The sequence below is a fragment of the Proteocatella sphenisci DSM 23131 genome (genome assembly GCF_000423525.1).
Taxonomy (GTDB): domain Bacteria; phylum Bacillota; class Clostridia; order Peptostreptococcales; family Filifactoraceae; genus Proteocatella; species Proteocatella sphenisci.
Genome location: NZ_AUID01000003.1, coordinates 14,552 through 27,842 on the forward strand (window position 1 = coordinate 14,552; position 13,291 = coordinate 27,842).

At 35.7% G+C, this 13,291-nt stretch carries 12 protein-coding genes; all 12 read right to left on the minus strand.

Going from position 1 to position 13,291, the window contains the following annotated elements; all coding sequences use genetic code 11:
- Positions 1–11: 11 nt before the first annotated feature.
- On the minus strand, positions 12–1,397 hold the full coding sequence (locus tag G558_RS0101835) for a hypothetical protein (RefSeq protein ID WP_028828646.1): 1,386 nt from the start codon (positions 1,395–1,397) through the stop codon (positions 12–14).
- Between the two features lie 3 nt (positions 1,398–1,400).
- Positions 1,401–2,525 carry a non-hydrolyzing UDP-N-acetylglucosamine 2-epimerase gene (gene wecB / locus G558_RS0101840; protein ID WP_028828647.1) on the minus strand — a complete coding sequence of 375 codons (1,125 nt, stop codon included), beginning with the start codon at positions 2,523–2,525 and terminating at the stop codon, positions 1,401–1,403.
- Between the two features lie 3 nt (positions 2,526–2,528).
- Positions 2,529–3,638: a capsular polysaccharide biosynthesis protein CapF gene (locus G558_RS0101845; protein WP_028828648.1), complete on the minus strand. Its 1,110-nt coding sequence runs from the start codon at positions 3,636–3,638 to the stop codon at positions 2,529–2,531.
- Positions 3,638–4,657 carry a polysaccharide biosynthesis protein gene (locus tag G558_RS0101850; protein WP_028828649.1) on the minus strand — a complete coding sequence of 340 codons (1,020 nt, stop codon included), beginning with the start codon at positions 4,655–4,657 and terminating at the stop codon, positions 3,638–3,640. Before G558_RS0101850 ends, G558_RS0101845 begins: the two co-directional genes overlap by 1 nt.
- 1 nt (position 4,658) lies before the next feature.
- Positions 4,659–5,870 (minus strand): glycosyltransferase family 4 protein, encoded by a 1,212-nt coding sequence (locus tag G558_RS0101855; protein ID WP_028828650.1) that lies wholly within the window; start codon positions 5,868–5,870, stop codon positions 4,659–4,661.
- Between the two features lies 1 nt (position 5,871).
- Positions 5,872–6,621 carry a GNAT family N-acetyltransferase gene (locus G558_RS0101860; protein WP_028828651.1) on the minus strand — a complete coding sequence of 250 codons (750 nt, stop codon included), beginning with the start codon at positions 6,619–6,621 and terminating at the stop codon, positions 5,872–5,874.
- Between the two features lie 13 nt (positions 6,622–6,634).
- On the minus strand, positions 6,635–7,228 hold the full coding sequence (locus G558_RS0101865; RefSeq protein WP_028828652.1) for a sugar transferase: 594 nt from the start codon (positions 7,226–7,228) through the stop codon (positions 6,635–6,637).
- 12 nt (positions 7,229–7,240) lie between these two features.
- Positions 7,241–8,455, minus strand: a complete 1,215-nt coding sequence (locus G558_RS0101870) for a DegT/DnrJ/EryC1/StrS family aminotransferase (RefSeq protein WP_028828653.1) — start codon at positions 8,453–8,455, stop codon at positions 7,241–7,243.
- 118 nt (positions 8,456–8,573) lie between these two features.
- On the minus strand, positions 8,574–10,502 hold the full coding sequence (locus G558_RS0101875) for a polysaccharide biosynthesis protein (protein ID WP_028828654.1): 1,929 nt from the start codon (positions 10,500–10,502) through the stop codon (positions 8,574–8,576).
- Positions 10,503–10,522: 20 nt separating this feature from the next.
- A complete protein-coding gene (locus tag G558_RS0101880; protein WP_028828655.1) occupies positions 10,523–11,875 on the minus strand; it encodes a tyrosine-protein phosphatase in 1,353 nt (450 codons plus the stop codon).
- On the minus strand, positions 11,875–12,561 hold the full coding sequence (locus G558_RS0101885; protein WP_028828656.1) for a CpsD/CapB family tyrosine-protein kinase: 687 nt from the start codon (positions 12,559–12,561) through the stop codon (positions 11,875–11,877). The genes G558_RS0101880 and G558_RS0101885 overlap by 1 nt, the downstream gene beginning before the upstream one ends.
- A complete protein-coding gene (locus G558_RS0101890; protein ID WP_028828657.1) occupies positions 12,558–13,268 on the minus strand; it encodes a YveK family protein in 711 nt (236 codons plus the stop codon). Before G558_RS0101890 ends, G558_RS0101885 begins: the two co-directional genes overlap by 4 nt.
- Between the last annotated feature and the right edge of the window lie 23 nt (positions 13,269–13,291).

Here is a 13,291-nt window from a genome sequence, read left to right on the forward strand (position 1 = left end):
AGCCTCCTAATTTATTTTTTCTTTTCTAATATCCATTCAAATAATTTGTCCATCGAATTGAATGCCTTTATACTTTTGTCTTGTAATGACGGAAAAGTATTAAATATTACTTTATCCTTATTATTAATCAAAATCGCAGCAGCATCTGAATTGTTGTAGACAGCTTCTAATAAAATTGTAGATTTCCTTGAGATGCATATATTCTTACTTATGGATGAATTAAAGTCTTCTACCAACTGTATATCTTTTGAATACTTATCATAATCTGATTTCTTGTCTTTTGGATGTAGCTTAACAAACAATTGGAGATTCTTGGAGTTGAGTAAAGGAATTAAACCTTCAATAATTTTAAAATTCACTTCAACTTCTCGAGGTTCTGTAAAGAAAACAATATCTCTTTCACTTTTCTTATTCTCATAATTCACTGAAAACATATTTTTAGCTATATCCTGCCTGTAAATGAACTTATTGGTATCGTACAATTGATTAAGATATAATGAAGCATTAAAGCTGGTTGTGTAGAACTCATCTCCAATAAAACAATATGGAAGTTTGAATCCATACTCTAATCCATGAGGTATGCAAAGAGTATGAATATTGTGCTTTTTGGCAGCTGCTTCTTCTATTAAAGCAAATCGATCCAAGTTATTACCTGTGTAAAACTTCTTGCCTTCATTATTAGCTAAAAAAACATCTATAACTATTGAATATAAAATAGTGTGTACAACTCTTTTCCCATAGTATTTATAAGCATTCGCTGAGCTAAAAGGCCCAATGATATTTTGTATATATTTACTGTAATTTTTCATTTCTTTATAAGAAGTTATCCAGGATTTTGTAACCCAGTAAATCCTTTTATGTTTACTAAAACAGTTGTAAATAGAATTTTTATCATTAAAATCTTCATATCTAAAATCAATATCATTTAAAAAACTAAGCTTCTTCTTAGATGCAGGAGTTCGTATCAAAGATATTTTTTCTTTGTTAGAGCTGACTTCTGATTTATGAGGGATTTTTAGCATTTTTAAAATCAAATAAATCGAAGTTAGAATTAGATTAATTTGACCATAGAACACATTCTTTACCTTATAAAAATTTGAGCTCCCTTTTACTGTAATTCCTTTATTCTTTGCGAAATCTAAGACCAGTGGTAACAAGTTATTATCAGGATTTTCGAGTTCAATGCTTTCTATATCAAGACCAGACAGAAAGATTTCTATTGCTTTATATGGTTGTACACGATTTAAAAAAACTTCATTAACAACCCATATTTCACCAACGTATTTTTCAGCTATCTCGTTGCATTCTTCAAAAACATGATCACTAAACATATCATCTAGTTCATAAATTGTATTATTATATTTAAATTTATTGCCCTGTATAAATAATGAGTTCAAATGCTATCTCCCCCAAACCACTCTATTTACATAATCTGTATATGATAAAATAATTCTCAACACTTTATCTGACACATTTGGCATACTATAATCCGCAACCAACTTCAGTCTATCTCTCTCTTGTGTTTCTAACACTTCTAATCCTTGTAGAATCCTTTCTTTCTTAAGTCCTACCATCATTACTGAAGCCTCTTCCATTGCTTCTGGTCTCTCATGTGCTTGTCTTATGTTTAGTGCCTTAAATCCGAGAATTGATGACTCCTCACTTATTGTTCCACTATCACTCAAAACAGCTTTTGCATACTTCTGAAGTTTCACATAATCATTAAATCCAAGAGGCTTCATTATTTTCACCAATGGATTAAACTCGATTCCTTTAGCTTCAATCATGTTTCTCGTTCTTGGATGTGCACTTAATATTAATGGCATCTGATATTTTTCAGCAATCTTATTTAAGCTATCTACTAAATCCGTGAAATTCTGTTCAGAGCTGATATTTTCTTCTCTATGAGCTGATACAAGAAAGTACTTCTCTACTTCAAGTCCTAACCTTTCAAGTACATCTGACTTCTCAATGTCTTCTTTTCTAGAATTAAGAACTTCAAACATTGGGCTCCCAGTTTTTATAATTCTATCAGCTGGCAGGCCTTCTCTTAGAAGATACTCTCTAGCAATGTCGCTATATGTCAGGTTAATATCTGCTGTATGATCTACAATCTTTCTATTAGTTTCTTCCGGAACTCTCTGATCAAAACATCTGTTTCCTGCTTCCATATGGAAGATTGGAACGTGTCTTCTTTTGGCTGCAATTGCACAAAGGCAACTATTTGTATCGCCTAATACAAGAAATGCATCTGGATTTACTTCCTCGAGAATTGGATCAATTTTAACAAGAATATTACCTATTGTTTCTACTGCACTGCCTGTCGCCGCATTTAAAAAATAGTCTGGTTTTTTTAATTTGAAGTCTTTAAAAAACACTTCATTAAGCTCATAATCATAGTTCTGTCCTGTATGAACTATTATATGGTCTATTGCTTCTGATTCTTCTAATTTATTTATAACAGCTGACAGTCTAATAATCTCTGGTCTTGTACCAACAACTGTCATAACTTTTAATTTCTTCATCAATTATACCTCCAAAAAATAAGTGTCAGGTTTACTTGGGTCAAAGGCTTCATTGGCCCACATTATAGTAACCATATCTGTATCGCCAAGGTTTTCTATGTTATGAGTATAACCTGTTGGTATATCCACAACTTCCATTTTATCCCCATTTACAAAATACTCGATTATTTCATTTGAACCTATTTTTCTGAAACGGATTACACCTTTACCGCTTACAACTAAAAACTTCTCATTTTTGGTATGGTGCCAGTGGTTTCCCTTTGTGATTCCTGGTTTAGAAATATTTACTGAAACCTGACCCCTATCAGGAGTCTTTATAAACTCTGTAAAAGAACCCCTCTGGTCTATATTCATTTTAAGCTCATAACTGAATTTATCTTCTGGCAGATAACTTAAATATGTGCTGTATAGTTTCTTTGTAAATGAATCAGACATATTTGGAACTGACTTGTCTTCTCTGCTTTTTTTAAATGAGTAAATCAAATCTACTATTTCACCAAGTGTTATAGTATGTACTGTTGAAACTTCACAAAATGATTCTGCTTTATTTTCTTTTCCCTCAAGGGCATTGATGAGTTCTGCTACTAAATCATCTATATAGAGAAGGTTCATCACTGCACTTCTGTCATTTACCTGAATAGGCAAATCGTGTGCTATGTTATGACAAAAAGTTGCGATAGCGCTGTTATAATTTGGCTTGCACCACTTTCCAAATACATTAGGAAATCTGTAGACAAGAACCTTTGCTCCTGTCTCTTTACCATAATTAAACAGCAAATCTTCTCCTGCTTTTTTGCTTTCACCGTATGGATTTTTTAATCCAGCTTGAGTTGATGATGAAATCATAACTGGGCAAGTATTATTATGTTTTTTTAGAATATATAAGAAATCTGAAGTAAATCCAAAATTCCCTTCCATGAACTCTGATTGTTCTACTGGACGGTTTACTCCTGCAAGGTTGAATACAAAATCAGCTTGCTTGCAATAATCTTGAAGCAGTGAGACATCTGTGTCTCTGTTATATTCATAAATATCGTTATAATTTCTATTTTTTAGCTCTGCTATCAGATTTTTACCAATAAAGCCATTCGATCCTGTTACTAATATTTTCATTATCTATTCCAACTTTCCAATTGCTCTCTTACAAAATCAAGCTGTAATAGTCTTTCTTTAATCTGCTCTATATTAAGGCGCTCTGTATTATGTGAATTATACTCATTTTCTGATGATAGCTTTTGATCTCCTTCTACAAAGTATTTATCATAATTAAGATCTCTCTTATCAGCAGGTACTTTATAAAAACCGCCCATGTCTTTTGATACTACATGTTCTTCCTTTGTGAGAAGCGTCTCATACAATTTTTCACCGTGGCGTGTTCCAATCACTTTTATCTCATTGTCTGCATTAAAGAGTTCTTTAACCGCCTTAGCCAAATCTCCTACTGTAGATGCCGGTGATTTTTGAACCATTATATCTCCCGCTTCCGCATTTTGGAATGCAAATATAACAAGCTCTACTGCTTCTTCAAGGCTCATCAAGAATCTCGTCATATCTGGATCTGTAACTGTTAAGGTCTGCCCGCTCTTGATTTGTTCAATAAACAAAGGGATAACCGAGCCTCTAGAGGCCATTACATTTCCGTATCTGGTTCCACAAATTAGGGTTTTTTCAGGATCAACGGTCTTTGCTTTTGCAACAAATACCTTCTCCATCATAGCCTTAGATATTCCCATAGCATTAATAGGGTAAGCCGCCTTGTCTGTTGAAAGACATATAACCTTTTTTACACCCATTTCAATAGCACCCGTAAGAACGTTGTCTGTACCAAGTACATTGGTCTTTACTGCCTCTAAAGGGAAAAACTCACAAGAAGGTACCTGCTTAAGAGCTGCTGCATGAAAAATATAGTCTACTCCATGCATCGCATTTTTTACACTTGCAAGATCTCTTACATCTCCAATATAAAATTTAAGCTTATCATTTTTATATAGTTTCCTCATATCATCTTGTTTCTTCTCATCACGAGAGAAGATACGAATTTCTTTAATATCTGTATCTAAGAATCTTTGCATAACTGCATTTCCAAAAGATCCTGTGCCACCTGTGATTAATAAGGTTTTATTTTTAAACATACTACCGCCTCTTTTCTGTATTAAAATGTTCCTCTAATATTTGAACAGACTTTTTAATGTCGAATTTTTTTTCAATATAACTTCTGCCTTTTTTCCCCATATTTTTAAGTTCTGGGTTCTTAGCCATTCTTCTAATTGCTTCAACAATTTCTCCTTTATCACCAGACCAAACCCATTCACCGCATCCAGAATCTTGAATTAAATTTCTTAAATCTGTAACTTTATCGGTTGCCGCAAGTACGGGTTTTGCATATTCCATATAGGATAATACTCTTGATGGATAATTCGGAATTGTAAATCGCGGATCTAAAATTATAAGTCCGACATCACTTTCTTTAGTAATTTGTTCATATTCATCTCTTGGTAAATTCTCAATTACTTTTGCATTGTTAATGGATTCAGATTTTATTGTATTTTCCAGTATATATCTTTCTGTACCTCGTCCTACAAAAAGAAAAAATATATCTTTATCGTTCTTACAATCTATAATTACCTTACTTAGTAAATCGACATATTGTGGTTTTCCCATGTTTCCACCAAAAAGAAATACACACGCATCCTCCGGAATAGAATATTTTTGTCTCATTTCTATTGCAACAGGCTCAATATAATTAGTTATTTTTTTTGTATTAGGAAATAATTCTATCTTACTCTCGTCTAACCAGGGATTGTGGTTAATAATGTATTTCTTGTTCGCTTCAGACATGCAACCAATAATATCTGCCGACTCATATAATTTTTTCTCTTTATATTTGAAAAACTTAAATATAGGGCTATTATTTTTCATTATCCCTATATCAATAGCATTCTGAGGGAATATATCTTTTAACATTAAATATGAAGGACACTGAAAATGCTTCTTAGCCCAACTCACCAAACTCGAATTCGTTACTGGAGGTGCTTCATATAATATGAAGTCAAAGTTCATATCACTTAAATATTTAGAAATCCCTTTTTTCATTAAAGTTGGGATTCTTAAAGTTGTAATTCCTTTTTCTATAAGACCAACATCATAATAGTTCCCAGTTACAACTCTAAGAACACCAAATCCGCGTTCTTTTTTCATCTGCGTTTGGCTTGAATTTCTCGCCTGTTCTGAAACAGCCACTGTTATTTCATGTCCTGATTCACTGAGAGCTTCAGCCAAATCGGTATAGATTGTCGCGCCTTTATTGGGTTCTGGAAATGACGTTGCTATATATAAAATTCTCATTTTACAATCTCCCTGCTATTTCCCACAAATGATACACACTACCACAACTCACATACTTAAATCCCATAGCAGTATAAAACTGAGTAGCAGATATGTTATTCACTTGTGTTCCAACTTTTATTTTTTGTATTCCTTGATCTATAACAAATGATTCCATCGTGTGAATCAATGACTTTCCTACTCGTTGTCCTTGATATTTTTCATCAACAGCAATTAGTTCAATTACACTGCTATCTTCATTAAGAGAAAAAAGTATATAACCTGCTACATTTCCTTCTCTTTCAGATATAACAAAGTATTTATTCTCCTGACCAAAAGCGCATTCAGTCCAGTGGAGATAGATATTCTTTGCTTGTTCTTGAGGTAACTTTGGATCATTAAAAAATCTAGAATAATTAAATGACTTTCTTGCAATATCAACTATCTGCTCATTTCTAGACAAGTTGTTTGTTACATTAGTTTTCTTATCTTGACAGTCTGGCTTATCCCCCAAAATCTTTAGAAACTGAATATTCATATCAGCAAGAAATGCAGCCGTTCTTTTGCCTATCCAATAATTGTTTTCTTTTATATTGTCTAGATTCGAGATTGTAACAAATTCATAGTTTTTACAAAACTCTATTATCTCATATTGACCTTTTTTATCTACAATTCCATTGAGATTCACTCTAGCAGAATTCACTCCAAAGTAATCTGTATCCCATTGTAGCAGCTTGCACTCATAATTTTTATTAGACATTAGCTTTCTCACTGTTCTTGTTACCTTATTTCTGATCTACAAATACAGCTTCTCTTTTAAGTACTGAAACTGCAGTTTTAAAAAAGACTTTGATATCCATCCACATCGTTAAATTGTCAATGTAATAGATATCATTCTTGATTCGTTCCTTCCAGGGAATTGTATTTCTAAAATATGCCTGGTTATACCCAGTAACGCCTGGTCTTATCTCAAGCTTTCGCGCTTCATTTCCTTCATATAGCTCCATATGCTCCGGAAGATCTGGCCTTGGACCAATAATACTCATATCACCCTTGATGATGTTAAGTAGTTGTGGGGTCTCATCAAGGCTTGTTTTTCTAATAAACTTACCTATCTGTGTTAATCTTGGATCATCTTCTGCATTAAAAGTAGAACCATCTTCATTTCTCAAATCAGGCGCATTTATCTTCATTGATCTGAACTTATACATTTTAAAGATTTTTCCATCTTTTCCTAATCTAGACGCATTATAGAAAATTGGGCCTTTGTCCTGAATGTAAATCATAGGACCGACTATAACCAAAATTATAAACCAGAACGGAAGTGCTATAATTGCCAATACTAAATCAAATATACTCTTGAAAAAATTCCGATACATCCCTTCACCCCATTACCTAAGCTCATCAATAGCTTCTTTTAATTTACCCACCACATACTCAATATCCTCATCCGTCAATAAAGTATGCAGTGGCAATGTAATCTCATTTTTATACATATCAAATGCATTAGTATAATCTTCCATCTTAAACCCTAAATTCTTATAGGCTGAATGCATTGGAAGTGGTTTGTAATGAACATTAGTCGCTATTCCTTTTTCAGCCATCTTCGTAATCACATTATTTCTGAATTCTTCATCTTTCCCATTAAGTCTTAACAAGTAAAGGTGTCCGCTTGATGTAAACGTTTCGTCATAATGTTTGATTGGCGTTGCTTCTAATTCACTTAATAAAGAATCATACTTTTCTATGATTTCTTTTCTTCTTTTAAGAATCCCCGGATATCTCTTGAACTGCGCAAGTCCAAGTGAAGCCATGATATCAGTCATATTACATTTATAGTTTGGAGCGACGATATCATATTCCCATGCTCCAAGATTAGTTTTCGCAAGTGCATCCTTTGATTGTCCGTGAAGTGAAAGAAGCATATATTCCTTGTAAATTTCTTCATTATCAATGCCTTCTATATCTCTCCAGGTAACCATTCCGCCTTCACCTGTTGTAAGATTTTTTACAGCATGAAAAGAAAAAGACGTAAAGTCTGCAGCTTCACCACTCATCTTTCCTTTATAAGTAGCTCCTATTGAATGAGCTGCATCTGCAATAACAACTACTCTTCCAAATGCTTTTTGTAGTTCATTTTCAGGTTTGAATAGATTCTTTTTACTTTCAATAGCTTCAAAAATTTTATCGTAATCACACATAACGCCTGCTATATCAACGGGAATTATGGCTTTGGTTTTTTCAGTAATTGCACCGGCAATAGCTTCATAATCAATGTGGAATGAATCTTTACCGGAGTCCACAAGGACTATTTTTGCGCCAACATGATGTATTACACTCGCTGATGCTGTATAAGTATACGCCGATGTGATAACTTCATCTCCAGGGCCAATCCCCAAAAGTCGTAAAGTTAACTCCATTGCAGCTGTTGCCGAATTCAGGGCTGCTGCTTTTGATGTATTACAATACTCAGCAATTTGTTTTTCGAATAGTTTGGTTTTTGGTCCAGTCGTAATCCAACCCGATTTCAATGTATCTACTACCTCATTGATTTCTTCGTCGGTTATATCCGGCGGTGAAAATGGAATCCTTCTAAATTCAGTCATCTGATTTACCCTCTCTAAATTGTTTATTTTTTTATGATGAATATATTATCCCCACCAAAAAACAGCCTTCATATCAAATTCCCCACGCAGGCTGTTCAATATTTTTGTTCAATGTTTCTTATCCTGCTATTTCATTTATTTCTTCTGGTGTTTTGAATGTGTCTACCAGTTCTTTGAGCTTTGATACGGTGATGGTGCTGTTGTAGTGCTTCATGTTATGTTCTACATCTTGTATCCATTCAAATATTTTATCTTCTCTTACTTCATTTGGTTTTCCTATAAATATCTTTGCGCTGTCTGTCTTTGTGATGCCTTCTTCTGCCATGAGTAGTTCTTCAAAGAGTTTTTCTCCTGGCCTCAGTCCTGTAAATTCTATGTTTATGTCTTTTCCTGCTGTTAGTCCTGCAAGTTTTATCATGTTATCTGCAAGGTCTGTTATCTTGACTGGATCTCCCATATCAAGCACGAATATTTCTCCGCCTTTTGCCATTCCTCCTGCGTTTAGAACGAGTGACACGGCTTCTGGTATGGTCATGAAATACCTTATTATATCTGGATGGGTAACGGTTACGGGGCCGCCTTTTTCTATCTGTTTTTTGAACAGTGGAATTACTGAGCCGTTGCTTCCGAGTACGTTTCCAAACCTTACTGCTGCGTATCTGGTATGTTTAGATTTTTTATTCATGGCCTGTATTACCATCTCGCAGGCTCTTTTGGTCGCTCCCATTACGTTTGTAGGATTTACGGCCTTATCTGTGGAAACGAGTATCATCCTGCCTACACCGTATTTGTCACACATGGTTGCTACGTTGTAGGTTCCCAGTATGTTGTTCATTACTGCCTGGTCTGGATTATGCTCCATGAGTGGTACGTGTTTGTGCGCTGCTGCGTGAAACACTACATCTATTTTACCATATTTATCCTTGAAATTACAGAAGAACTTGTCGAGTGTATCTTTTTCTCTTACGGTTATGATTTCTACCTGTGGCACGTAGCCATAGTCGCGCTTGAGTTCTTGTTCTATATCGTATGCGTTATTTTCGTAGTTGTCGATAATGACGAGTCTTTTTGCTCCAAAGTTTACTGCCTGCCTGCATATCTCGGATCCTATTGAACCACCGCCGCCTGTGACAAGGATGTTCTTGCCTTTTATATATGATTCGATGTCTACTTCGTTTACTTTGATGCTGTCTCTTGAAAGAAGGTCTTCTACGTTTATGTTTCGCAGTCTTCCCATAAGCTCGGTCTTGTCGTCATGAGATTTTAGTACCAGCGGTATGCCTGGCAGTATTTTTACTTTGCATTTTGTATCTGAGCATTGTTCTACTATGCGTTTTTTGTCACTTGATTCTAGGCTTGGCATTGCGATTATTATTTTTTCAATCTTTTTACGCTTTACTATTTCCTGTATTTTGTCTGTCGGTCCGTATATAGGTATCCCCAGTATTGATCTTCCTGTCTTTTTAGGATTGTCGTCCACAAAGCACACTGGCTCATATTTAAGGTTTGGGTTGTTTTTTATTTCTTTTAGAAGCTGTACGCCCGCGTCTCCTGCTCCTATTATTGCCAGCCTTTTTTTTGCAACGTGTCCTGTTTGAGCTTCTGATTTATCGCTGTCAGAGAAGATACTGCTGATTAGTCTTTTTCTCTGCTGCAAGGCCGTCTTGTAGGTTATCCTGCTTGCTATAACTATTCCCATGACTATAAGTGGGGCTGCTATCTGTATTCTTACTGGAACGTTGTATGAAGCAAGCTCGCTCAGGACTATAAAAATTCCACCCGCAAAAATAGACGCCACTGAGCACAGCTGATATTCGTCTGCGTCTGCATAGCGCCACATCTGGCCATATATTCCCATAAAATAGTATACGATAAGATATATTACAATAAACAAAAAGAAGGTCTGCTTAAATAGAGGTATGTAGCTTATTACCTGCTCATTGTTAAGCGTCATTACGTATGCAAAGAAATAGCCTACCCCAGCTATTGCCATGTCTATCAGCATAAGAGTGCTTCTTCTGCTAAATATTTTTTGTCTTGTATTCATGATTCCCCCCGGAAATACCTTTATCCCAATTTGTTTATATATTCTTGCTGTTTTTTCATCTTTATGTCATTGTATTCGTCTCTGCAGGCCTGGACTTTGGAAACTTCAAAGTCATATTCTTCGAGTTCGTTTTGCATGTCATAAAGGGCTGCGTATACATTGTTATCACTTTGCGATTCTAGTGCAAATATCTCTTCTTTATATGCTTCGAGTGTGGTGGCAAGAAGTGCCTCGTCTGTTATGTTGTTTTTTGCATATCTCATATTTCCTACTATGCTCTCTAGCTCCCCTGTATAAGATCCCTCGAGTGACTTGAGTTTTTGATAGTATTTGCTCTCTATTGCCGCCTTTGCAGCTTCTGTGCCTGGCTCGCCTTGAGCTGATGGAGCTGCTTCCCCTGCGCCATCCGATTCTACGGCGTATGCTTCTGATATTTCTGTGGCTGACTGGGTACTTTGATCATCTTGCTCGTTTTGATCCTGCTGAGTTGTTTTTTGCGAAGCTCCCTCAGCTTTTTCCATTAAAGCGCTCTGGCTGATTCTGGCTCCTGTCCCTATTATGAACAGTGTTGCTACTGCTATTGCCGTCATCATTGCCATCATCTTCTTTTTTGAGCTCGGACTGTTTTTGTTTCCTGTTTCTAATTTTTGAGTATAAATTTCGATTCCTGCTATAAGCATCTGCGGATTTTTTATGAATATCTTTTCTGCTTCTTTTTCGCCTTCAAGTTCTACTACTTTTTGATATGAAGAACCCAGTAGTGGCTTTCGATGCTGATCTCCATGTGCGTCTGAGGCTACAAAATCTACACTGCTCTTTTTGAGGAGTGTCTCACAAAATGAGGCGATTTTTTTACCTCTTTTTCCGTTTATGCTTGCTGATGTAAGCTGTATAAGGGCTCCCTGATTTCTCAGTTCACAAGCTTTGTCAGGTTTTTTTGTCAGATCTGGATACATCTCTGCATGGGCAATTATGGGCCTTAGTCCTTGTATCTTAAGCTCGTGGACTACTTCACTCATGCGCTCGTATTTGACTTCTCGATCAAATTCTATAAGTATATACTTTGTAGAGTTTATGACAAGTTCTTCTCTGCTTTTTTTGACCACCTCAATATAATCATCTGTTATATAAAATTCAGCTCCAAGATACAAATCGAAATCAGGATAAAGATCCAGAACTGAGGCCTTGAGAAGCTGGAATGAATTCATTACTGAATCCTGAGGCCTGAAATCTATTGGATGATTTTTGTGGGGCGTTGCTATCATAGCTCTTACGCCGTCTTGGTATGCCATTTTTATCATGTTCAGGGATTCCTCGAGTGAAAAGGATCCATCATCTACCATTGGAAGTATATGACAGTGTGTATCAAACATTATTTATCTCCCTTTCCATCGTTTTGATGGTAGTAATAGTAGTATGCATATTTTTTTGAATCTACGGGTACTTTGTTAAGCACTACACCAAGGATGTTTGCGCCTACTTTGGTCAGCGATTCTCTGGTCTTTTTTGCCATTTCTATATTAAGGTCTCCTGATGCGCACACAAGGATAACCCCGTCTATATAGGTGGACATTATAACTGAATCAGTAACCGGTACCACTGGTGGAGCATCTATCATTACGTAATCATAGTCATCTTTGAGCATCTCTATGAATTTTTTCATCTTTTCTGATGAAAGCAGTTCTGATGGATTTTTGGGAATGTTTCCCGCTGTTATTACCGATATGTTGTTATAGTCTATTTTGTGAACGAATTTCTTATAGTCCTGGCCTTTTAGAAGTATATCTGTAAGGCCAGCGGCATTGCTAAGTTCAAAGAATTTGTGAATTCTGGGTTTTCTAAGATCACAGTCTAGTATGAGCACTTTGTTTCCGTTATCTGCCATTGCGGCTGCCACATTGCACAGTGTAGTCGTTTTTCCTTCTCCTGCAGTGGCACTGGTACAAAGTATTGTCTTGAAGTTTTTGTCTATATTTGCAAACTCCAGATTGGTCCTTATTCCTCTGTAAGCCTCGGAAATGGGAGATTTTGGTAATTTTTTGAGTATCAGTTCTTTCATTTTGGCTCCCCCTGTTCATTTAAAACCATTGCATGATCTGGTATAAGACCAAGTATTGGCAGATCAAGGTATTTTTGAACATCATTTTCTGTTTTTATTGTGTTATCCATATATTCAAGAATAAAGGCAATAAAAACTCCTGCCATCAGGCCAAGTATCATGGATATGGCAAGGTTGAGGGCTGTATTTATGTTTATCGGCTTATCTATAGCTATAGCCTTGTCTATGGTCTCTACGTTATTTACCTTAAGTATTCTCATTACTTCTTTTACAAAAACGCCTGATATTTTGTTTGCTATTATTGCTGCATTTTTGGGATCTTCATCCTCCACTGATATCTTGAGGATTTCTGTACCGCCTAATTGCTGGGCTGTGGTTTTTTGGAGCAATTGCTCATAAGTCATGTCCAGTTTAAGGGTTTTTATAGTCTGCTCTAGTACTATCCTTGATTTGACTATTTCTCCATAAGTAACAACAAGCTTCTGGCTAAGGTTTATACTTCCCAGGTCAAGGCTTGAGGCTATGTCTGTCATGTTCTTTGCTCCATTTACCATCATAGTTGTCTCGGACTTGTATAATGGCGTTATCATAAACACGCTGTATATCCCACCTGCCAGAGTACATACCACTGTCAGTATTATAATCAATAGCTTTCTTTTTAATAGAATCTCGAGGAGCTCCCGCAATTCTATGATTTCTTCATTCATAATGCCTCCGGTTATGTCCTTAA